This is a genomic window from Leptothermofonsia sp. ETS-13, assembly GCF_049200465.1.
GTDB lineage: Bacteria > Cyanobacteriota > Cyanobacteriia > Leptolyngbyales > Leptolyngbyaceae > Leptothermofonsia.
In genome coordinates this window covers 3,955,421-3,975,903 of the sequence record NZ_CP120836.1, presented here as the reverse complement: position 1 = coordinate 3,975,903, position 20,483 = coordinate 3,955,421, and the positions used below count along the sequence as shown (strand labels likewise).

General features: G+C 50.5%; 24 protein-coding genes and 1 pseudogene. 22 read left to right on the top strand and 3 right to left on the bottom strand.

Translation table 11 applies throughout. The features are described from left to right. Nucleotides 1-247 precede the first annotated feature (247 nt). The 17 genes from P4D80_RS18150 (at nucleotide 248) to P4D80_RS18070 (ending at nucleotide 14,788) form a co-directional block, all read left to right on the top strand. Nucleotides 248-1,156: a cation diffusion facilitator family transporter gene (locus P4D80_RS18150; protein WP_421655411.1), complete on the top strand. Its 909-nt coding sequence runs from the start codon at nucleotides 248-250 to the stop codon at nucleotides 1,154-1,156. A 47-nt stretch (nucleotides 1,157-1,203) separates the two neighbouring features. Next, complete coding sequence (locus P4D80_RS18145) at nucleotides 1,204-1,692, top strand: arsenic resistance protein (protein ID WP_421655410.1); 489 nt, start codon at nucleotides 1,204-1,206, stop codon at nucleotides 1,690-1,692. Continuing rightward, on the top strand, nucleotides 1,670-2,344 hold the full coding sequence (locus P4D80_RS18140) for an arsenic resistance protein (RefSeq protein ID WP_421655409.1): 675 nt from the start codon (nucleotides 1,670-1,672) through the stop codon (nucleotides 2,342-2,344). The genes P4D80_RS18145 and P4D80_RS18140 overlap by 23 nt, the downstream gene beginning before the upstream one ends. A 54-nt stretch (nucleotides 2,345-2,398) precedes the next feature. After that, entirely contained in the window at nucleotides 2,399-3,826 is a 1,428-nt protein-coding gene (gene atpD / locus P4D80_RS18135) for a F0F1 ATP synthase subunit beta (RefSeq protein ID WP_421655408.1), read from the top strand. Next, the gene (locus P4D80_RS18130; protein WP_421655407.1) at nucleotides 3,823-4,209 is read left to right on the top strand and encodes a F0F1 ATP synthase subunit epsilon; all 387 of its coding nucleotides are present in this window, start codon (nucleotides 3,823-3,825) and stop codon (nucleotides 4,207-4,209) included. Before atpD ends, P4D80_RS18130 begins: the two co-directional genes overlap by 4 nt. A gap of 1 nt (nucleotide 4,210) precedes the next feature. Then, entirely contained in the window at nucleotides 4,211-4,528 is a 318-nt protein-coding gene (locus P4D80_RS18125) for an AtpZ/AtpI family protein (RefSeq protein ID WP_421655406.1), read from the top strand. Nucleotides 4,529-4,609: 81 nt separating this feature from the next. After that, complete coding sequence (locus P4D80_RS18120; RefSeq protein WP_421655405.1) at nucleotides 4,610-4,921, top strand: ATP synthase subunit I; 312 nt, start codon at nucleotides 4,610-4,612, stop codon at nucleotides 4,919-4,921. 1 nt (nucleotide 4,922) lies between these two features. Continuing rightward, nucleotides 4,923-5,630 (top strand): F0F1 ATP synthase subunit A, encoded by a 708-nt coding sequence (locus P4D80_RS18115; protein WP_421655404.1) that lies wholly within the window; start codon nucleotides 4,923-4,925, stop codon nucleotides 5,628-5,630. Beyond that, nucleotides 5,623-5,892: a F0F1 ATP synthase subunit C gene (locus tag P4D80_RS18110; protein ID WP_421655403.1), complete on the top strand. Its 270-nt coding sequence runs from the start codon at nucleotides 5,623-5,625 to the stop codon at nucleotides 5,890-5,892. Before P4D80_RS18115 ends, P4D80_RS18110 begins: the two co-directional genes overlap by 8 nt. 14 nt (nucleotides 5,893-5,906) lie before the next feature. Beyond that, the gene (locus P4D80_RS18105) at nucleotides 5,907-6,716 is read left to right on the top strand and encodes a F0F1 ATP synthase subunit B (RefSeq protein ID WP_421655402.1); all 810 of its coding nucleotides are present in this window, start codon (nucleotides 5,907-5,909) and stop codon (nucleotides 6,714-6,716) included. Continuing rightward, a complete protein-coding gene (locus P4D80_RS18100) occupies nucleotides 6,676-8,277 on the top strand; it encodes an alternate F1F0 ATPase, F1 subunit alpha (protein ID WP_421655401.1) in 1,602 nt (533 codons plus the stop codon). The genes P4D80_RS18105 and P4D80_RS18100 overlap by 41 nt, the downstream gene beginning before the upstream one ends. Further along, nucleotides 8,264-9,220, top strand: coding sequence for a F0F1 ATP synthase subunit gamma (locus P4D80_RS18095; RefSeq protein WP_421655400.1), 957 nt, complete (start codon nucleotides 8,264-8,266; stop codon nucleotides 9,218-9,220). The genes P4D80_RS18100 and P4D80_RS18095 overlap by 14 nt, the downstream gene beginning before the upstream one ends. A 1,273-nt stretch (nucleotides 9,221-10,493) precedes the next feature. After that, nucleotides 10,494-12,224 carry a serine/threonine protein kinase gene (locus P4D80_RS18090; RefSeq protein WP_421655399.1) on the top strand — a complete coding sequence of 577 codons (1,731 nt, stop codon included), beginning with the start codon at nucleotides 10,494-10,496 and terminating at the stop codon, nucleotides 12,222-12,224. A gap of 259 nt (nucleotides 12,225-12,483) precedes the next feature. Continuing rightward, on the top strand, nucleotides 12,484-12,633 hold the full coding sequence (locus tag P4D80_RS18085) for a hypothetical protein (protein ID WP_421655398.1): 150 nt from the start codon (nucleotides 12,484-12,486) through the stop codon (nucleotides 12,631-12,633). Continuing rightward, nucleotides 12,633-13,934, top strand: coding sequence for an IS110 family transposase (locus P4D80_RS18080; RefSeq protein ID WP_421655397.1), 1,302 nt, complete (start codon nucleotides 12,633-12,635; stop codon nucleotides 13,932-13,934). Before P4D80_RS18085 ends, P4D80_RS18080 begins: the two co-directional genes overlap by 1 nt. A gap of 224 nt (nucleotides 13,935-14,158) precedes the next feature. Beyond that, nucleotides 14,159-14,389: a DUF433 domain-containing protein gene (locus tag P4D80_RS18075; protein ID WP_421655396.1), complete on the top strand. Its 231-nt coding sequence runs from the start codon at nucleotides 14,159-14,161 to the stop codon at nucleotides 14,387-14,389. Between the two features lie 261 nt (nucleotides 14,390-14,650). Beyond that, nucleotides 14,651-14,788, top strand: coding sequence for a hypothetical protein (locus P4D80_RS18070; protein WP_421655395.1), 138 nt, complete (start codon nucleotides 14,651-14,653; stop codon nucleotides 14,786-14,788). Between the two features lie 61 nt (nucleotides 14,789-14,849). On the opposite strand, the pseudogene P4D80_RS18065 reads toward P4D80_RS18070, so the two are convergent. After that, a pseudogene (locus tag P4D80_RS18065) lies at nucleotides 14,850-15,229 on the bottom strand (IS1 family transposase). 85 nt (nucleotides 15,230-15,314) lie between these two features. After that, the gene (locus tag P4D80_RS18060) at nucleotides 15,315-15,548 is read right to left on the bottom strand and encodes an IS1-like element transposase (RefSeq protein ID WP_421659563.1); all 234 of its coding nucleotides are present in this window, start codon (nucleotides 15,546-15,548) and stop codon (nucleotides 15,315-15,317) included. Between P4D80_RS18060 and P4D80_RS18055 the strand changes: the two genes are divergently transcribed. Then, nucleotides 15,477-15,644 (top strand): hypothetical protein, encoded by a 168-nt coding sequence (locus P4D80_RS18055; protein WP_421659617.1) that lies wholly within the window; start codon nucleotides 15,477-15,479, stop codon nucleotides 15,642-15,644. The two genes, P4D80_RS18060 and P4D80_RS18055, sit on opposite strands and share 72 nt — an antisense overlap. Nucleotides 15,645-15,851: 207 nt before the next feature. Here the strand turns inward: P4D80_RS18055 and P4D80_RS18050 are convergent, their stop codons facing one another. Next, nucleotides 15,852-16,511, bottom strand: coding sequence for a sigma-70 family RNA polymerase sigma factor (locus P4D80_RS18050; protein WP_421655394.1), 660 nt, complete (start codon nucleotides 16,509-16,511; stop codon nucleotides 15,852-15,854). 524 nt (nucleotides 16,512-17,035) lie between these two features. On the opposite strand from P4D80_RS18050, the gene P4D80_RS18045 reads away from it, so the two are divergent. The 4 genes from P4D80_RS18045 to P4D80_RS18030 all read left to right on the top strand — a co-directional run bounded on the left by P4D80_RS18045 (nucleotide 17,036) and on the right by P4D80_RS18030 (nucleotide 20,257). Then, complete coding sequence (locus P4D80_RS18045) at nucleotides 17,036-17,872, top strand: Npun_R2479 family HD domain-containing metalloprotein (RefSeq protein WP_421655393.1); 837 nt, start codon at nucleotides 17,036-17,038, stop codon at nucleotides 17,870-17,872. A gap of 141 nt (nucleotides 17,873-18,013) precedes the next feature. Then, on the top strand, nucleotides 18,014-19,150 hold the full coding sequence (locus P4D80_RS18040; RefSeq protein WP_421655392.1) for an ABC transporter permease: 1,137 nt from the start codon (nucleotides 18,014-18,016) through the stop codon (nucleotides 19,148-19,150). Nucleotides 19,151-19,301: 151 nt separating this feature from the next. Beyond that, nucleotides 19,302-19,571, top strand: a complete 270-nt coding sequence (gene pipX / locus P4D80_RS18035; RefSeq protein ID WP_421655391.1) for a transcriptional coactivator PipX — start codon at nucleotides 19,302-19,304, stop codon at nucleotides 19,569-19,571. Continuing rightward, complete coding sequence (locus P4D80_RS18030) at nucleotides 19,568-20,257, top strand: YggS family pyridoxal phosphate-dependent enzyme (protein WP_421655390.1); 690 nt, start codon at nucleotides 19,568-19,570, stop codon at nucleotides 20,255-20,257. The genes pipX and P4D80_RS18030 overlap by 4 nt, the downstream gene beginning before the upstream one ends. The last annotated feature ends 226 nt before the right edge of the window (nucleotides 20,258-20,483 follow it).

Sequence of the window (20,483 nt, the reverse complement as noted above, 5' to 3'; positions counted from 1 at the left end):
AACTAGTACAGCAAAATATAAGTTTTGAATTTTGAACGGGGTAAAGGGGTAAACCCCCAAACCTCCATGTTGCAAAATTTAGTATTTATAGCTCTACGCAGGTGCGCTAGGATATTGGAATTAGAGAGGGAGTGGGGGCTTCGCCCCCAGCCAGGGGTTCCAATCCTGCACCCCGTCCTAACCAAAATGACTACCGCTATACAACACCAGTTGCTTAAAGTGCTTGTATTCATTGATAGTAAGATCCATGGTTCATGCCCACTCCCATCACCACACTCCCCAAACTGATACCCGCGCCTTTCAGATCGGCGTTGGGCTAAATGTGGGCTTTGTGCTAATTGAAGCGGCGACTGGACTCATCATCAACTCTCTGGCGTTGCTTGCGGATGCGGGGCACAATTTAAGCGATGTGCTGGGGCTGGGGTTAGCGTGGGGGGCAAGTTATTTGAGTCAGCGTCCTCCATCACAGACATTCACCTATGGACTGCGGCGGTCTTCCATTTTGGCATCGTTGCTTAATGCCTTGCTCTTGATGATGGCAATGGGGGCGATCGCCTGGGAAGCGGTGCGGCAACTGCAAACCCCGTCTGAGATTTCTGGCTCGGTTTTGATTGGTGTAGCGGCGATTGGGGTGGTGATTAACAGCATCACAGCATGGCTGTTTCTAGGTGGGCGCACCCATGACTTAAATATTCGAGCAGCATTCTGGCACATGGCTGCCGATGCTTTAGTATCGCTGGGAGTGGTTTTGGCAGGGGCTGCTATTTTGACCACAGGATGGTTTTGGTTTGATCCTGCCATTAGTTTAGTGATTGTTGTAGTTGTGGTCATGAGCACATGGGATCTGCTTAAAGACTCGCTGAAGCTGTCGCTCGATGCGGTTCCCGCTAAGATCGACCCCAGAGCTGTTCACTTGTTTTTAGCCGAACGACCGGGCGTTGCCTGCCTTCATGATTTGCACATCTGGGCGATGAGTACGACTGAAACCGCTCTCACAGCTCACTTAGTCATGCCCGATGGGCACCCCGGCGATGACTTTCTCCATCAGGTCTCTGATGAACTGCATCATTATTTTGGAATTGACCACACCACCCTCCAAATTGAAATTAATGATGGTGTTTATCCTTGCCAGTTGGAGTCAGATTCTAGAGTGTAGACAGCGATCGCTGCGATCGCGATTTTGAAAAAGGGGAGTTACCATTCATGAGTGTTCCAAATTCTCAGACCCTGAATCAGCCGATAGAGAAGTTAAGTGTATTTCAGCGTTATCTCACCCTCTGGGTCTTCCTGTGTATTCTGGCAGGAATTGCTCTGGGACGGCTGTTTCCAGGAGTAGCTGTGACCCTGGATGCCATGAGCATCTATCAGGTTTCGATCCCGATTGCTATCTGCCTGTTTTTCAGGATGTACCCGATCATGGTGAAAATTGATTTTACTCAGATTGATCGGGCATTCCGTACCCCCAAACCCGTCCTGCTGACTCTGGCGGTCAATTGGCTGATCAACCCCTTCACTATGTTAGTGATTGCCCAATTTTTTCTGGGCTGGCTATTCAAACCCCTGATTAACGGCACCGAACTTATTCATGGACAGGAAATCTCTCTGATCAACTCCTACATTGCCGGAGCTATTCTGCTGGGGATTGCACCCTGTACAGCAATGGTGTTGATTGGGGTATCTCTCCTTTGGTAATCAGGGATTGACGCTGGTGATGGTGGCAGTGAATTCGTTGACGATGCTCTTTCTGTACGCGCCTCTGGGTCGGCTGTTGTTGTCCGCTAACAATTTATCAGTGCCCTGGGCCACGATCGTGTTGTCGGTGCTGATCTACGTGGGGTTGCCATTGTTGTGCAGGGTCTATAGCCGCTACTGGATTTTGAAACATAAGGGACGGGATTGGTTTGAAACCCAATTTTTGAAATACCTTGATCCAGTGGCGATCTCAGCGTTGCTGATTACCCTGATCTTGCTGTTTGCTTTTAAAGGTGAGTTGATTGTTAATAATCCCTTGCACATTGTGCTGATTGCAGTGCCGTTGTTTATTCAAACCAATTTTATTTTCTGGATTGGTTATGTTGCAGCGCTGAAACTTAAGCTGTCCTATGAAGATGCGGCTCCGGCGGCGATGATTGGAGCCAGTAATCATTTTGAAGTGGCGATCGCCACCGCTGTCACATTATTTGGCTTAAACTCGGGCGCAGCTTTAGCAACGGTGGTGGGTGTATTGATTGAAGTGCCGGTGATGTTAATGCTAGTGGGCATTTGTAAACGCACCGCTTTTTGGTTTCCACGGGAGCCAGAAAAGGCCAGTCTGCGTGATCACCGCTGCCGGATTCCTGGCTAAACCGAGATCTCACCTCCAACACCCGCAATTCAACAGTTCAGGAGGTTTACAGCCATGCTCACTGCAACCAACCTATCCAATACTGACGTACCCAATAACGTCCCTAATCACGTACCCAATAATGTAGGAACTGTCGTATCGGTTCGGGGCAGTGTCGTGGATGCGTCTTTCCCGCAGCGATTACCCGGTTATCTCCATCGGTTGAATGCAGGGGAGGATGGCAAGGTAATTGTGGAAGTGGTCGCCCATGTGAACGCAGAAGTGGTGCGGGGGATTGCGCTGACCCCCACCTCCGGGTTAGCGCGAGGATCGCCCGTCATTGACTTGGGGCATTCCTTAGAGGTGCCCGTAGGGCGATCGCTCCTAGGGCGGATGTTCAACGTATTTGGCACCCCCATCGACAAACGGGAACCGTTGACGGAGGTTACATGGCGATCGATTCATCAACCGGCAGTGCCCTTGCTCCAACAGTCTACACAATCGGAAATTTTAGAAACAGGGATCAAAGTGATTGATGTGCTAGCTCCGATCGAGCGGGGCGGCAAAGCCGGACTGTTTGGGGGCGCGGGGGTTGGCAAAACAGTGCTGATTACGGAAATGATCCACAACATGGTGAATCAGCATCAGGGGATCAGCTTATTCTGCGGCATTGGTGAACGCAACCGGGAAGCCGAAGAACTCTATCGGGAAATGCAGGCGGCTGGCGTCCTGGATCATACCGTCATGGTCTTTGGGCAGATGAATGAACCGCCGGGTGCTCGCTTTCGTGTGGGTCATGTGGCATTGACAATGGCGGAATATTTTCGGGATGACGCACACCAGGATGTCTTGCTGCTGATTGACAATATTTTTCGGTTCATCCAGGCGGGGCAGGAAATATCGGGTTTGATGGGGGAATTGCCGTCGCGGGTGGGGTATCAGCCGACCTTAGCGACAGAATTGGCGGCATTACAGGAACGCATTACCAGTACCACCACCGGAGCAATTACGTCAGTCCAGGCGGTGTATGTCCCGGCGGATGACTTCACCGATCCGGCGGCGGTACATACCTTTGGTCATCTTTCCGCCTCGATCGTGCTCTCCCGCAAACGGGCTAGCGAAGGCTTTTATCCCGCCGTTGATCCCCTGCGATCGACTTCAAAAATGTTAATGCCCGCGATCGTTGGCCAGCGTCATTATGAAATTGCCCTAGCTGTCCGACAAACTCTGGCGACCTACGAGGAGTTAAAAGACATGATCGCAATGCTAGGGATGGCGGAACTCTCCGCCCACGATCGCCAGATTGTCTACCGTGCCCGTCGTCTAGAACGATTTTTGACCCAGCCCTTCTTTTCCACGGAGCAATTTACGAATAAACCGGGACGATTGGTGCGATTAGAGGCCGCCTTGGAGGGGTGCGATCGCATTCTGAATGATGACTTTGCGGACTATCCCGAAAGTGCCCTCTACATGATTGGCAACATCGAGGAGGCAAGCCGATGATGCAGCTCAAGGTCATGCAACCGACGAATGTGTTGATTGATGAGCGTGTTACGAAGGTGACTGCTGAGGGCGACAGTGGTTCCTTTTGTCTCTTGCCCCAACATGTAGATTGGATTGCGGCGTTAGTCCCTGGCATTTTGTCCTTCGAGTCGGAGACTGGGGAGGAAATCTTTTTGGCGATCGATGAAGGCATTCTGGTCAAGCAAGGGGCAATGGTCTGGGTCTCCGTGAGAAATGCCGTGCGTGGGGTCGATCTTGAAACCCTGCAACAGGCCGTACAGCAACAGTTTTGCCAACTGGATGAACAGGAACAACGGGCACGCAGTACGCTCGCACGCCTAGAAGCCAGTTTTGTGCGCGAGTTTATGGAACTGGGAGGCTAGGATGAAATTACCTGATCCGTTAGACCCGAAACCCCCTAATGCTGATTCCACGGCTTTTGAACAGCAGGTGCGCCAAAAATCAACGCGAAAAATTCAGGCACGGCAGGAGGGCGATCGCAGCATTTGGGCGGGGTTGGGCTTGTTTGGCATGGTGGGCTGGTCGGTGATGATCCCGACCTTGTTGGGAATTGCCCTCGGAGTTTGGATCGATAAACGCTTCCCTAGCCCGTACTCTTGGACGCTGATGTTGCTCTTTGTTGGTGTGGTTCTGGGCTGCTGGAATGCCTGGTACTGGATTCAACGGGAACAGCAAAAATGAACTCGGATCCAAACATTTTGCATACATATCGGAATTAACTAAAAACCCATTGATTAGCTTATCTTTTGAGGGAGCATCACCATGAATCTTTTGATCCGCACACTACTGCCTGATTTATTCGTATTCCCCCTCGGCTTTGTTTTAGGGATCTTTTATTTCAGTTGTTTGTGGTTCACAGTGCAGCACTTGCCCCGCACACAACATCCCGTATTGCTCATAGTTGGCAGCGGAGCAGCACGACTGACTGTGGCACTCCTGGCATTTTATTTCATCATCGGCGGACACTGGGAACGACTAATGATTGCGCTTTTGGGATTTTTATTAGCTCGCACGTTGCTCATTGCTCGCTGGCGGCCCCACGCCTCCGGTAGCGATCTGATTTTGGAGGATTGAGGTGGAAGTCAGTCCTGACAATATTGTGATTTATGCACGCGAGCCGATCGTACTCAATGCCACGTTGTTATTTACCTGGCTCACGATGGGGTTACTGGTGGGAATATCGGGCTGGGTGACGCGACAGCTATCGGTTCGGCCTCACCTCCCTCCTTGGCAAAACCTGTTAGAGATGGTGGTCGATGGAATTTACAATCAAATTCAAGACATTACCCAGCAAGACCCAGAACGCTATTTATCTTTTGTGGGAACGCTGTTTCTTTTCATTGTCACCTGCAATTTGCTCACGGTGGTTCCGGGTTATCATGCCCCTACTGGGTCTCTTTCAACAACGGCAGCCTTGGCACTCTGTGTCTTTGTCGCGGTGCCGATTTTTGGCATCCGCCAGCAGGGGTTAGGACGTTACTTCAAGAGCTACCTGGAACCCACGCCGATCATGCTGCCCTTTCAAATTATTGGGGAGTTTTCACGCACTTTGGCATTAGCCGTGCGACTCTTTGGCAATATTATGAGCGGCAATCTATTGGCAGCTATTTTGCTCTCGCTCGTGCCGCTGTTTGTCCCGATCGCGATGCAATTACTGGGGCTAGTCTTTGGTGTGATTCAAGCCTATGTTTTTTCAGTATTGGCACTGGTGTATATCGCCTCTGCCAGTAGTGTCCAACAACATAATCATCATATTTCTACACAGGAGAATCGAGATGAGTGATTTAGCCATGATTGGCGCGGTGTCTATGGTGACTGCCGGTCTCACGATCGCCATTGGTTCGATTGGGCCAGCCTTTGGCGAAGGTTGGGCGGTGGCGCGGGCACTGGGGGCGATCGCCCAGCAACCGGACAAAGCGAATGTCATTACCCGCACTTTATTTGTCGGGTTAGCCATGGTGGAATCGACTGCAATTTACTGTCTAGTTGTGTCCATGATTTTGCTGTTTGTGAATCCATTCTGGAATCATTTTTTGGGAAATTAATTTGGGAAACTAACGTGTTAATTAACTGGTTTACTGTCTTTGCCCAGGTACTGAATTTTTTCATTCTCGTTGCTTTGCTACGGTGGTTTCTCTATCGACCGATTCTCAAGGTGATGCAGAAACGTCAAACGCTGATTGAGGAGCGGTGGCAAGAAGCAGAACGCTTGCAAGCAGAGGCCCAACAAGCCTTGACGATCTATCAGCACCAGCAACAGGAACTGCACCAGCAACAGGCAACTTGGCTAGCAGAGGCACGTCTCGCAGCAGACCAGGAACGGCAACGGTTGTTGGCACAAGTGCGGCAAGCGATCGCCGCCCAACGGGCAACCTGGCAGGCGGAACTCCAGCAGGAACAGAATGCCTTTCTGCACCGCCTGCGCCAACAAGTGATTCACCAAGTCACCGCGATCGCGCGTCAAGCATTGAAAGATCTGGCCAATGCAGATTTAGAGGCGCAATTGGTGCAAGTCTTTTGCGATCGCATCCGTCAGTTAGATACACTGCAACACCAGGCGATCGCCCAAGCACTCTCACAAACGACACAACCCATCCTAATCCGCAGCAGTTTCGCCCTTCCTCCCAACCGTCGTCAACAGGTAACAGACACCCTGCGGACTCAGTTCGCGATCGCTCAACCGCTTGAATTTGTTACAACTGCTGACCTGTTCTGCGGCATTGAGATCAAACTCGCTGGTCAGGAAATTGTTTGGAGTTTCGACACCTACTTGCAAACCCTAGAACAACGGCTAGCCAATGCCTTAACACAAGAAGAAACATCGCACCATGAACCGCATTTCTCAGCAGGTGCAGGCTGCTTGCGCTGATGCCTGTGACCTAATTGCTCAAGTTCTTAGTCACCAGTCGGCAAGCCTGACCATTCGTGAGACAGGCGTGGTTCAGTCGGTCAGACCGGGCATTGCCCGCGTCACAGGGTTACCTGGAGTGCAAGCAGATGAACTAGTGTGCTTTCCGAGAGCAGGCATTGTTTCTGGTAGCTCACCCCTGTTAGGCATTGCCTTTAACCTTGACCCAGAAGAAGTCGGTGTCATTCTGCTGGGAGACAGTCAATACCTGCAAGCGGGCGATGACGTCTACCGCACTGGACGAGTGATGGATGTTCCCGTAGGAGAAGCCCTACTGGGGCGCGTCGTCACCGTACTGGGACAACCGCTGGATGGTCGGGGTGCCCTCGATATCGCCGAGCGCCGTCCGGTAGAGCGGGAAGCCCCAGCAATTCTCGATCGCGCACCCGTCACAGTACCGCTGCAAACAGGACTCAAGGTGGTGGACGCCCTGATTCCCATTGGGCGGGGACAGCGGGAACTGATTATCGGCGATCGCCAAACCGGGAAAACCACGATCGCCATTGATACCATCCTTAACCAGAAAGACCAGGATGTGATCTGCATTTATTGTGCGATCGGGCAACGATCGGCGGCGATCGCCAAAGTCATTGCGACGCTGCGAGAACAGGGCGCAATGGCCTACACCATTGTGGTCGTTGCGGCTGGCCAAGATCCCCTAGGGCTGCAATACATCACCCCCTATGGCGCGACCACGATGGCCGAGTATTTCATGGCGCAGGGGCGCGATGTGTTGATTGTTTACGATGACCTCACGCATCATGCCCGTACCTATCGCGAACTCTCGCTACTGCTGCGTCGCCCGCCCGGTCGTGAAGCCTATCCCGGCGATATTTTCTACCTCCACTCGCGCCTATTGGAACGCGCCACGCACCTGCGTCCTGAATTAGGCGGCGGGTCGCTGACGGCACTGCCCATTATCGAAACCCAAGCCCAGAATCTGTCCGCCTACATTCCCACTAATTTAATCTCCATCACCGATGGTCAAATCTATCTCTCACCCGACCTATTTCAGAAGAGTCTTTTCCCAGCAGTTGATGTGGGGAAGTCGGTTTCACGGGTGGGCGGCAAAACCCAACTCCCGGCTTACCAGGCAGTTGCGGGTGATCTGCGCCTCGCCTATGCTCAATTTCAAGAAGTTGAAGTCTTTGCCCGCTTTGGCACCCAACTCGATGCGCAAACTCAACAGACCCTCGATCGCGGTCGCCGCATCCGGGAAGTGTTAAAACAACCGCAATCCCGTCCCCTGGCTGCCGCCGAACAAATCGCCATCCTGTTTGCGGTCACGCAAGGGTTATTCGATGCTATTCCGATTGCGCAACTGAAGGAAGTCGAATACCACATTGCTCAGACCGTGACGCAGCAATTGCCGGAGGTGTGCGATCGCATCCACAGGGGTAGCCCCCTGACCGAGGGCGATCGCGAGACCCTCAGGTTCACCCTTTCAACGATAATTTCCACCCTGAGAAGCAACGCAACACCTTATCCTAAAGGCCATCCCCTCTCCCATGCACACCCTTGAAACCCTCCAAACCCAAATCCGCAGCATTGAAGAGTTACGTGCTGTTGTCAGAACGATGAAAGCTCTGGCAATGGTACACATTCGCCAGTATGAACAAGCAAGAACATCACTCACTGACTACAATCACACCATTGAACTGGGACTGCAAGCTCTGCTCCATCACCGCCATTTTTCTGAAACCCAGATAAGCCTCCCCCTCACTACGCCACCCAAACATCATGGATTAGTTGGAATCATCTTATTTGGCTCCGATCACGGTTTATGCGGGTCGTTCAACGAGCAAATCGTCGCCTATGCTCTGGCGCAACTCCATCACCGCCAAATTCCGCCCGATCGCCGTCTGGTGGCAGCCGTTGGCGCACGGCTAATTCCTCACCTGGAAACAGCACACCAGCCAATCCAAGCAACGTTTTCTCTCCCCAGTTCCCTCGCCGGTAGTCTTCAGTTAATCCAAACCCTATTGTTAACCATTGAGCAGTGGCGCTTTCGCCAGCACTCCGACCAAGTCACAGCTACATCCGATGAGATAACGGAAATTCCCCATTCATACATGGAATATATTCTCTTGTTCTATAACCAGCATTTGTCCACAACAGCCTATCAACCGTTCAGCCTGCAACTTTTACCGCTCGATCGCGTCTGGCTGCATCAACTCGAACAGCGCCCCTGGGACTCTGCAGCACGCCCCAGCTTAAGTATGAATTGGGAACCCTTATTCTCTAAGTTGATTCGTCAGTATTTATTGATTTCACTATATCGGGCTACCGTCGAATCTTTGGCGAGTGAAAATGCAGCCCGACTAACTGCGATGCAAACAGCTGAAAAAAATATTGAAGAACGGCTAACCCTTCTCAATGCAGAGTATCGTCAGCAACGCCAAAATACCATTACAGGAGAATTACTCGATATCGTGTCTGGATTTGAGGCACTTAAAACGTCTTAGGAGCACAGGCAGTCTGCACCTCAAAACCCGTGACCCAGATGCAATCAATGAATGAGGTCAGGCTGGACATTAGGTTAAACTTCCCAGCGTTGCATAGTTGCATAAATGAGGGTAAGCCCCATGAACTATCCGGATTGTGGATCAACCAATACCAGCAAGAAAGGCAAGCAGAGAGGTAAATAAATAAAATTACATCTGAAAAGCTTGTCGCAGACAATTTATTGAAACTTATGATCCACCTTCTGATTATTTAGATGAGTTTAAGTGAGTTTAAGCGGGAATGTCTTAAAATGCATGTCAATGACATGGGGTTGCGGCATTGAACAGGTAAAAGGCGTTCACCCTACTATTGTCATAACTTGGGTCAAAAAATCGGGGAATTGTTCCCGATGCTTATGACAACCAGACGACACTTTGACCTATGCCATAATTCCGCCAGACTAGATAGGTCATTCTTGCCATGGTGGTTGAAATCTCCTCCCCTTTAGGTCTAGTTAGTTGCCACTCACGGGAATCAATGCCACCGCCGAGACCAGCGTGGTCCTATCAGGTACCAGACAGAATTCTCACCTGTGACCTGGTTACACCAGATGATATCCTGCCGTCCTGGTTCAGGTCTCTCATATCCCGCCCACGACCAGTTTTGATGCACTATAGGCAGCGTGGTGAAAGAGCTCAGGGTGGTTTCATTCATGAACCAGACAGTGGTTTCCCCTGTGCTTTGATTACGCCAGAGCAAATCGGTCTGTCCATCCTAGTTATAGCTGCGTTATAGCTGTCACCAGGTTGCTTAGGACATTGGTTTTAAGGAGGTGTGGGGACTTAGCCTCCAGCCAGGAGTTCTAACCCTGCACTTCGTCCTCAGCCTGGTGGCTATTGCTATAAAATCCTCCGCGCCCCGATTGCCCAGCTAACCGCAACTGCCAGCAGCGAAGCCATACTACTGACCTTGGTGCCCTCCATCAACCAGGCGAGGTTTTCGCCGGTCACCTGACTGCGCCAGATCAAGTCTGTTAAGATGCATCCAAATTGGAAAAAAAGTGCAAGAATTTCTGGATTTTCTGCTTAAATGCAGGTGCGATCGCGAGGAATTTTGCCAAAAAACTTTTATTTTAGTACATTTGTCCTATAATTCTGTCAATTTCTAAGATTCGATGTTTTATACCTCCTTTCACCTCTTTCCCTCTCCCTGACTAACAACTAGCAACTAACAACCAGTACTCTCCCCTCCTCCTTCCCCTTCCACATTTGCCGTTTACCTGGCTAGTTCATCATGTACGCCCCTCTTGCCTCTGGAACCCTTCTGGATAATCGCTACCGTGTCGTTGGTATGGCGAAGCGGGGAAATCTTGGGCAAACCTACCTGGTGCGAGACCAAAAGCAGCTCAACGCCCTGTGTGTGCTGAAGGAGTTTATTCCCAATCAGCAAGATCCAGCCGTGGTTGACACATTGCTTCAGTTGTTTCACCAGGAGGCTTCTCCCCTTTACGAATTGCGCCACCCCCAGCTTCCCCGTCCGCGGGCAATGTTAGTTCAGGGAAATCGCCTGTATTGGATTCGGGAATATGTAGAAGGGAAAAGCTATAACGTCATTCTGGACAGCCGTAAAGCCCAGGGACAGCCTTTCTCAGAGGCGGAAGTCATCCACCTGATGATGAAAGTTTTGCCCGTCCTGAGCTATCTGCACAGCAAGGGAATTGTGCATGGCAATCTCACGCTGGATACCTTAATTCTGCGTCAGCAAGACCAGTTGCCCGTTTTAATTAACTACGGGCTGGTCAGAGATCTGGTTGTGCGGTTACAACTCCATCCGGTTAAGCCAGAGACTGCCCTGGGTACCTGGGGGTACATTCCCCCCGAAAAGATCAGCGATGGGCAGGTTTATCCCTGTAGTGACCTCTACTCTCTGGGCGTTGTGTCGATCGCCCTGCTGACTGGAAAATCACCAGAAGAGCTCTATAACCAGAAAACCAAAAGCTTTGAGTGGGAATCCCTGGTGAATATCAATCCCAAATTTGCCCGGATTCTTAGGCAAATGCTGGAAACCCGCCCACAAAAGCGCTTTGCCTCTGCCAATCAGGTGATGCAGGCATTAGAACCCCTGGAGGCTTCTGCACCTCAGATGACAGAGTTGTCTTCGGTTCCCCCACCGGTCGTCTCTTCTTCGGCTCCGCCATCAGTCATTCCTGCGGCGCCGCCACATCCTCCCCGTCTACCGACGGAACCGGTTGCTGCCCAGGTGGCGGTTGAGGAGCCTTCCCCTGCTGCGCCCCAGGCTGCTACTCCGGTCTCTAAAAAACGCCCCTTCAAACGACGGGTGGGCGGCCCCCGCGCTTCCACGGCACTGGTTGTCGGGCTGGCACTGCTAATGGGTGTGATTGCCTGGAAAGCCCTGCCATTTTTCCGGGGCGATCGCAAATCTGCCGAGTCGCCTGTCCCAGAGACTGCGGCCAGCCCAGCCACTCAACCAGCAGAGCCACCTGCAAAACAGATCCCCCCGGTTGAGGGCAAGAGCCAGAAATCCTCTCCAAATCCAGCAGCTCAAGCCAGTGGAGTCTCAGAACAAGCCCTGCGCGATCGGGTCCAGAAATTGGGGGTTAATCCCCAATACTTCAATAATCTGGTCGATGAGACGTTCTATATCAAATACCCTCAACTTAAAGGGCAGTCCCCTACCAGCAACGGAGATGCCAGACAGAAGGAGAATTGGAACGCGATCGCCAGCGCCCTGACGGACCGGCTGGAGTCTCTCAATCCAGAAACCCGCAAAAAACTGGGCACCTACACGCTGGATAACTACAATCAGTGGCTGGCAGCACTGGGAGAATCAGGCAAGCAAAACAGCCCTACGCTTGATGCCCTGGCTGATGGTCGCTTCTTCAAGTTGTTTCCAGAATGGAAAGGGCGAACACTGAACCCGGATACCATGGGGCAGGTCTGGTATGCGATCGCCGATGAAATGCTGGAGGCCGCAAAGGCTAAGAAAGCAGAGAAGAAGAATTAAGACATATAACGACCCCGTTCACCCGCCGCACACAACCTTGATTCTCACAAATTACCTTGATGCGATCGACTCCAACAACAGTTATGGGGAGACGGAACAGCGCAAGAGAGGAGACGACCATGCAGTGAGCGACCGGCAGATGTCTACTAACATATTGCTTCGCTCCTCTCATGCAGCTCGCTAAGAGCCAGAGAAATGGTAATTAGGAAAAGAGACTGGGCTAGGGATTGAGGACGACCATCCAACGTCAGACAGCCGGATGTCTACTAACATATTGCCTCGCCTCAACCCTGACCGGCTTCCTTTAACGAATTCTCAGGGATTGCGTGGTTTTCACACCTTCCATAATCTCTTCGCTCAGAAGCAGGCAGCCCAGTTCCTGACAACAAACTATCCCCAACTTAGCTGATGGAAAGAACCTTTGTCGCCTACATCGGCATCGACTGGTCAGATCGTAAACACGACATCTGTCTGTATGACCCCGAGAGCGCACAGCGAGAATACAGCGTGATCGGCACTCAACCGCAAGAGATTGCCAATTGGGTTGCGACCTTGCAACAGCGATACGGCAATGACCCAATCGCCATCTGTCTGGAGCAAAAGCGAGGACCCCTGATTTACGCACTGTGCCAGTACGAAAACCTAGTGCTGTTTCCCATCAATCCGCGCACAGTCTCCAACTATCGGCGAGCCTTTCAGCCCTCACGCGCAAAATCAGACCCCGTGGATGCTCAAATTCTAATTGAGCTGCTGCTCAAGCATCCTGACAAGATTCCTCCGTGGCAACCCGCATCTTGTGAACTGCGAGCCTTGCGGCAGTGGAGTGAATCTCGCCGCATGCTGGTGGGCGAGAAGGTGCGGTTGACCAATCGTATGACCGCTGCGCTGAAGAACTTCTACCCCCAAGTGCTGGATTGGTTTGAGGATAAAGATACTCAAGTGTTTTGCGACTTTATGACTCAATACCCTGATCTCCACTGCGCCCAAGCTGCCTCGGCTGAGGAATTGACTCAGTTCTTCCAGTCTCATCGAGTCATTCGCCATAGCGCCATTGAACGGCGCATTCACCAGATTCAAACCGCTGGTACCCCGCTGACAGAAGACCCAGGCATCGTCAAACCGATGCAATGGCTGGTGCAAACGCTGGTGATTCAACTCAAGGCACTCTTGCATCGACTCGATGAGTTGAATCAAACGATTGAGCAGTTGTTTCAGTCTTTGCCAGATGCGGCGTTTTTCGAGGCTTTACCAGGAGCAGGCCCCCATTTAGCCCCTCGATTGCTGGTTGCCTTTGGTGATGACCGCAGTCGCTTCGGCAACGCCCAGGCGTTTATGAGCTATATCGGCATTGCACCGGTCAAAGAAGAGAGTGGCAAGAAACGCTGGACGCACTGGCGCTGGAGTTGTCCAAAGTTTCTGCGGCAGTCCTTTGTGGAGTGGGCTGACCAGTCGCGGCGACACTCATCGTGGGCCAATGCGTTCTATCAGCAGCAGCGGCGATCGGGCAAAAGTCATCCCAAAGCGATTCGCGCTCTGGCGTATAAGTGGGGACGAATTCTCTGGCGCTGCTGGCAAGACCGAGTGCCCTATGACGAAGACCGCTATCTGGCAGCGCTCCAGCGGAAGAGGTCGCCGTTAGCGGCGATGCTAGTCCAAAGCCCAGTTGAAATGACTACTACAGCAGGTGAGTGCGGCAATTCTACGGCTTAAGTCACGCTAAAAGACACACGACAGTTCAACGAATGGAACGTATTTAGGAATGAAATATTGAATGCAATTTAGCCAGCTTTAGGATGGCTTATGGTCTGCTGCGTTTTGAGTCTGTGCATCAATTTACTCGGTATCTTTTCACAGTTGACTGTTGACTCCGTCTCCCTCAGGGCCTATGTTATCCTGCTCTGGACTGAGGATGTACTAAACAGTCTATAACCACAATGAGTTATCGTGACATCATCACCATTGAGCCAGATAAGCGTGGCGGCAAACCTTGTATTCACCGGATGCATATCACTATTTATGATGTTTTAAGATGGCTGGCGACTGGTATGTCCCATGCTGAAATTCTAGATGATTTTCCCAAACTGACAGAAGCCGATATTAGGGCTTGTTTGGAGTTTGCAGCGGATCGTGAACATCGTCTCGTTGCTTCAGTAGGTGCTGTTTGAAGTTGCTTTTTTGACCAGAACTTGAGTCGAAAGTTAAGTAGCTAGGCGCAATTAAATTAAGGATAGTTTCGGGGGTGGAGGGGGTGAACCCCCCTGCCTGGAGGCTGCGCCCCCACTCCCCCCTTGACAATTAATGATGACTACCTACCTAGTGACTCGCTTAGCAGATATTTTTCCTGATTCTAGTCACGTTCAGTTTCATGGATTGGCAGAAAAAACTGATACTGAAATATAGGAATTTGCTAGAACGACTTTTGTATCTTGACTCAGCATGCAGATTTTGCCGAGAGAAGTCGTTTGTATGGCTCCCTCCCCCCTAAATTAGTAGGACTTCGATGCGGAAATGCGCCTACTAATCACAGGGATAAGGTGTCTAACTCGCGTTTAGAATGCTCTTAGCCTGTCTAGTTTGAATAACTACCCGATTTTGGTAATGTTCTAGACATGGGGATCGATGAAGTCAAACAGCCCGCCCAAACTCGTAGCGATTGATGAACAATCCAATCACGATGTCATGCAGCCATTCGGACTTGGAGAAGCAGATGGTTTTGCGAGAGCTAATCGCTTAATTCGCGTTCGTAACGTTAAGTGTTTGCGCTCGATTTTTTGGGTATTCCACTTGCCAACGACGTACTGGTCTTCATCCACCAAACGGGCATACGCTCCCCATCCATCGGTGTAAAACGTTTGAACGCCAAACGGCTCTAACAATGCTTTTAACTCAACGAGCGCCTGGTCTGTATGATCGGCCAGCACATAGGCCAACACGTACCCGGTTTGATGATCAATTGCGTGCCGTAACCAACGCTCCTGCTGCTTCGAGTGAACAAAACTCCCCATCTCGTCAGCTTCCGCTTCCTCAATGTGTTTGACGACTATCGCAGAGGTCGGCTTAAGTTGTTCTAACAAGGGTCGGTTCACGTGTTCAAGATGACGATCTTTTTTTTAATTCTTCAAGGACGGTGGTTGGGCTAATCTTGAGTACCCGCGCAGTATCGCGAATCCCGCCGCCGTTGAGCGCCATCTCACAAATCTGTTGTTTCACAGTAGGCAAGTAGCCTCGGTAAGAATACTCCTGAACAAAGCTATGACGAGTGCATTCAGGATTACGGCATTTATACTGTTGCTTACCCTCGGCGGTTTTACCATGCTTGACGATATTCGTGCTCTCACAGGTGGGGCAATGCACAGGTTCAAGTACCGTCGTAGTTGTTTGGGAGAATTTAACGGGTTCGAGTGCTCCGATTTTCCCTGACTCCTATCCCCATGTCTAGAACATTACCTTAAGGTGAGAGATGACTTGAGGTGGCTAAATCCAGCACTCTAGCAGAGAATGCTCAGGCTACTGCCCCACCGAGAACTAAGCAGCCCAACAAGGAAATCGGCGTTGCTAAAAAGCAGTATGAAGCGAAACGAAGTTTCGAGCATACAGCTCATGGTGGATTTTTACCCTTCTCCTGCTTCAGGCACTTTCTAAATAGGGCTGTAGCTGTAGTTGCAAGCGTTGACGGGCACGAGCAATGCGAGATTTGACGGTACCCAGGGAAGAGCCAGTAATTTCGGCGATTTCTTCGTAGCTCATGCCTTCAATTTCCCGTAGCACAATGGTTGTGCGGAAAGCCTCCGGCAGTTCGGCGATCGCCCCTTTCAACTGACTGTAGAACTCTTGCCGATCAGGCGTTTCAGAAGGTTCCGGGTCAGGTGCTGCGATTTCCCATTCAATTTCACTATCACCAAAAGAAAGGGGAGCATCCATAGATACCACAGAAGTGGACCGCTTACGCTTGCGTAATTCGTCGTAAAACAGGTTAGTGGCAATTCGGCTGAGCCAACTTTGAAATTTAGCTGGTTCGCTCAGACGGTGCACATTACGGTAAACCCGAATCCACACTTCTTGAGCCAGGTCAGCCCGGTCTTGCCAGTCAGGAGCAAGATGATAAAGCACCTTCTCCACATTGGGGCGATAACGGCAAACTAGCTCTTCAAATGCCATCCTATCCGGGTAAGGATCTGTTTGACAGCGACGAACAAGCTCCTCGTTAGATAGTGCCTTTGCAGGCGCAGAAATCCGAGAAACTGCCGTCTTGACTGCTGACCAGGACGTAGACAGAGAAGGACTCATGGGTAACGCTCACTCTAAACACTCCATCAAGCATCGTCATTCAAAGATTCTTCGACTTAGACTCCAGGTTAGAGATTAGAAGTCCAATTTTTCAGCAAATAAACTTGAACGACCGATAGTGTTGACTTGCACCATGTCATTCTCAGAGTAAAAGTTGGGGTACAGTTCATTGATTTATCCGGGTGACACTTCGCGAACTGGATAATGGTTTATTAAGAGCTGTTAGTTACGTGAGGTGTGAGGGAATAGGAAGAAGAAAGAAGAAAGAAGGAGTGGATGGGTGGGGAAGTGATGGAGTAAAAGGGTGAATGGATAGAGGAGTGGGAGGGTAGAGGCTGTTCTAGAATAGGGCCCTTGAAACCCCGATTCCCTCGCCCCCCCTTTCCAGGATTGCCACAAAAAATTTGGCAAACCCAGAGCAACAATTACTCTATCCCCCATCCACCCTATCCCCCCATCCCTTCCACTTCTACCTGCTATAGAATTCAAAATCATTCCCTGTACTTAAGCCCAGGCAGGCAGCAATGTTTAACGCGACAGAACTTCTCATCGAAGACTTTGTGAACAAACTCAAAGAAGGTTACCGCCGCACCTATGGGGGCTGGAAGTCTGACTATGAAGATATCATTGCCTGGGTGGGCGGGATGGCTATGGAGAACATTGCAAACAGCGATGCGCTTTACCACAATGTTGAACACTCCATTTTGGTGACTCTGGTAGGGCAGGAAATCTTGCGCGGAAAACATATCCGCCAAGGGGGAGTTTCCTGTGAAGACTGGCTGCATTTCATTATTTCGCTGGTGTGCCACGATATTGGCTACGTTAAAGGGGTCTGCCGTCAGGATCGGGATGGTCTTTATGCCACTGGCAGGGATGGTGCCATGGTCTCTCTGCCTCCCGGTTCTACCGATGCTGGGCTCACTCCCTACCATGTTGATCGGGCAAAACTTTTTATTGACGAGCGATTTGGTGGACACAAGCTCATTGATGCTGAAGTGATCAAACAAAACATTGAACTTACCCGTTTTCCCGTCCCCGCTGCCGAAGACCACCAGGACACTATCAATTACCCTGCTCTCATCCGTGCCTCGGACCTGATTGGGCAACTCAGCGACCCCCGCTATCTGAAAAAAATTAGTGCCCTCTTCTATGAGTTTGAAGAAACGGGTGTCAACAAAGTCCTGGGCTACCGCCATCCTGGCGATTTGCGTAAAAACTATCCCAAGTTTTACTGGCACGGTGTTTTTCCTTATATCAAGGATGCGCTTTACTATCTGTCTCTTACCCAACAGGGCAAGCAGATTATTGCCAACCTGTATTCCAATGTGTTTGTGGTAGAGCACGAAAAGCCACAGGAGTGAGGGGGAGTGAGTGAATGAGTGGATGGGTGGATGAGTAGATGAGAAGACCGATGGAGTGATAGGGTGAAGGTCAGTTGGTACCTGCTATAGAAGTTGGTACCTGCTATAGAATAGTTCTTTGACCCTAGCCCATCTCCTCCCATGAACTGGTGGCAACGACTAAAGAAGAATAATCTGGCGCGGTTTGGAGCACTATTGTTGCTGGTGTTTTACCTGGCGGTGATTTTTGCAGAGTTTGTCGCTCCCTATGACCCCTATGCGTCGCAGCCGGATGGAGCTATGTTGCCACCAACGCAGATCTATTGGCGAAACCAGTCTGGGCAGTGGATTGGTCCCCATGTTTACCCCACTACTCAGGGGCCGGTGGATTTGCAGACGGGCGATCGCCAACTCATTGTTGATCGGGACCAACCCTCCCCTATCCGCTTATTGGTGCAGGGGGATGAGTATCGCATCCTTCAGATCAAACTCCCTCTGCCCACCCAGTTCTCCCTGACCGACCCTAGATTTGAAGAAGTGGAGCTTTTTCCTGGTATCCCCGGTAATCTCCATTTGTTTGGTACAACGGGGCCTGGCCAATTCAACCTGCTTGGCACTGACGAACAGGCACGAGATCAGTTCAGCCGCTTGGTATACGGTGGGCGCATCAGTCTCAGCATTGGCCTGGTTGGAATTGCCATCTCCTTTCCATTAGGAATGCTGGTGGGCGGTATCTCTGGCTACTTTGGTGGCTGGATTGATAATGTTTTGATGCGTCTGGTGGAAGTGCTGATGACCATTCCCAGCATCTACTTACTGGTGGCATTGGCGGCAGTCTTACCACCCGGTCTTAGCAGTGCCCAACGGTTTCTGCTGATTATCCTGATCACCTCCTTCATTAGTTGGGCAGCCCTGGCACGAGTGATTCGGGGTCAGGTGCTTTCCTTAAAGGAGCGAGAATTTGTACAGGCAGCCCGCGCGATGGGGGGCAAGTCGCTTTACATCATTATTCGCCATGTTTTACCGCAGACCCTGACCTATGTCATTATTTCAGCTACGCTGGCAATTCCCAGCTTTATTGTGGCGGAGTCGGTTCTGAGTTTAATCGGACTTGGCATTCAACAGCCTGATCCTTCCTGGGGCAATATGCTCTCACTGGCTACGAATGCGTCGATTCTGGTGCTTCAACCCTGGTTAATCTGGCCCCCTGCGATTCTGATTATCCTGACTGTACTGGCATTCAACCTACTGGGGGATGGCTTGCGAGATGCCTTAGACCCTCGCAGTCTTCAACGGTGAAGGGGTTTTCCTAAGAGTTTAGCGGTGGGGTTGATAGGGTTGACCATAGGGCGGTGACAGGCATGACTGGAAGAGCGCAGCAATATCACGTAAAGTGATGGGATAAGAAAATGGGTGTAATATCTTCAACGTCTGTCCAGTTCAAACCTGAATGAGCAACGAAAATTATCTCAATCATCCCAACTTTGGCTTGCTGTTCAGGGTATGTTTGGTCGATGAAAAGCGAGAGTTGTTCACGACCCTGTATGCGCAACGTTTATTTTTCTTGGTTGCAAATGGGCAAGATGGCTTGGAGTTTGAGCCGATCACTCGAACAGATGCCCGGATTTTGGTTGAAAGCCGAATGCGATCGCTGCGCCGCCTGGGTCAATCTCTAGATTACGATCGCCTCCATGGAGTTTATAAACAAACATTTCAATGATGCCGTTTTCTAAACTTGGGGGTACAATTTCAGAGCGCATTTTGGAGATACGTCGAACCCTGCCCCCGTCTGTGCGATTGATTGCCGTAACCAAGCAGGTTTCAGTTGATGCAATACGCGAAGCCTACGATGCGGGGATTCGTGACTTTGGCGAAAGCCGGGTACAGGAAGCCGAAGTAAAGCAAGCGCAACTTCAAAACCTGACCGGTATAACCTGGCATTTAATTGGGCATTTACAAACTAACAAAGCACAAAAAGCGATAGGGCAATTCCAATGGATTCACTCAGTTGATAGCTTAAAGCTGGCCCAAAAATTAAATCGGTTAGCAGAACAGCTATCGCGAAAACCGCAGATTTTGCTACAAGTCAAACTTTTACCAGACCCTAGTAAATATGGCTGGTCAACCTTTGATTTGTTGAAGGATTTACCAGAACTAAATCGCTGCGAGCACCTCAATATTGAGGGTTTAATGACGATTGCACCCCTGGGCTTAAATGACTCGGAAATATTAGCTGTTTTTCAACAAACGCGCGAACTTGCTAACAAAATCGCCACTCAGAACTGGTCTCATATTCGAATGGGCCAACTTTCAATGGGAATGTCGGATGATTACGAGCTGGCCGTTGAAGCAGGAGCAACCATGATACGCCTGGGCCGCATCCTGTTTGGCGATCGCCCAGCCTAGTAAGGCCTTGAGCACCGAAGACAATCTCAAACAATAACGGCAAATTGTCGAGGAAAACCTTTAGACATCATTAAATTCTGGGCGCGGAAAAGACTTTTGAGATTATTTTTGTTCGTTTTTTGAGTGAATGGTCTATCATTAGTTGTTCCTATAATGTAATTTTCGTAAATCCTCCAAACTTTAAACGAAAAACCGTTAATAACCTATCCATTTCAAGAATGTGGAT

Bases quoted from the DNA above. Each gene is read 5' to 3' on its own strand.
- P4D80_RS18145 (WP_421655410.1), top strand. From the start codon at position 1,204: ATGAGTGTTCCAAATTCTCAGACCCTGAATCAGCCGATAGAGAAGTTA.
- P4D80_RS18130 (WP_421655407.1), top strand. From the start codon at position 3,823: ATGATGCAGCTCAAGGTCATGCAACCGACGAATGTGTTGATTGATGAG.
- P4D80_RS18100 (WP_421655401.1), top strand. From the start codon at position 6,676: ATGAACCGCATTTCTCAGCAGGTGCAGGCTGCTTGCGCTGATGCCTGT.
- P4D80_RS18110 (WP_421655403.1), top strand. From the start codon at position 5,623: ATGAGTGATTTAGCCATGATTGGCGCGGTGTCTATGGTGACTGCCGGT.
- P4D80_RS18040 (WP_421655392.1), top strand. From the start codon at position 18,014: ATGAACTGGTGGCAACGACTAAAGAAGAATAATCTGGCGCGGTTTGGA.
- P4D80_RS18045 (WP_421655393.1), top strand. From the start codon at position 17,036: ATGTTTAACGCGACAGAACTTCTCATCGAAGACTTTGTGAACAAACTC.
- P4D80_RS18120 (WP_421655405.1), top strand. From the start codon at position 4,610: ATGAATCTTTTGATCCGCACACTACTGCCTGATTTATTCGTATTCCCC.
- P4D80_RS18150 (WP_421655411.1), top strand. From the start codon at position 248: ATGGTTCATGCCCACTCCCATCACCACACTCCCCAAACTGATACCCGC.
- P4D80_RS18090 (WP_421655399.1), top strand. From the start codon at position 10,494: ATGTACGCCCCTCTTGCCTCTGGAACCCTTCTGGATAATCGCTACCGT.
- P4D80_RS18075 (WP_421655396.1), top strand. From the start codon at position 14,159: ATGAGTTATCGTGACATCATCACCATTGAGCCAGATAAGCGTGGCGGC.
- P4D80_RS18125 (WP_421655406.1), top strand. From the start codon at position 4,211: ATGAAATTACCTGATCCGTTAGACCCGAAACCCCCTAATGCTGATTCC.
- atpD (WP_421655408.1), top strand. From the start codon at position 2,399: ATGCTCACTGCAACCAACCTATCCAATACTGACGTACCCAATAACGTC.
- P4D80_RS18085 (WP_421655398.1), top strand. From the start codon at position 12,484: ATGTCTACTAACATATTGCCTCGCCTCAACCCTGACCGGCTTCCTTTA.
- P4D80_RS18095 (WP_421655400.1), top strand. From the start codon at position 8,264: ATGCACACCCTTGAAACCCTCCAAACCCAAATCCGCAGCATTGAAGAG.
- P4D80_RS18055 (WP_421659617.1), top strand. From the start codon at position 15,477: ATGACGAGTGCATTCAGGATTACGGCATTTATACTGTTGCTTACCCTC.
- P4D80_RS18030 (WP_421655390.1), top strand. From the start codon at position 19,568: ATGATGCCGTTTTCTAAACTTGGGGGTACAATTTCAGAGCGCATTTTG.
- P4D80_RS18080 (WP_421655397.1), top strand. From the start codon at position 12,633: ATGGAAAGAACCTTTGTCGCCTACATCGGCATCGACTGGTCAGATCGT.
- P4D80_RS18050 (WP_421655394.1), bottom strand. From the start codon at position 16,511: ATGAGTCCTTCTCTGTCTACGTCCTGGTCAGCAGTCAAGACGGCAGTT.
- pipX (WP_421655391.1), top strand. From the start codon at position 19,302: ATGAGCAACGAAAATTATCTCAATCATCCCAACTTTGGCTTGCTGTTC.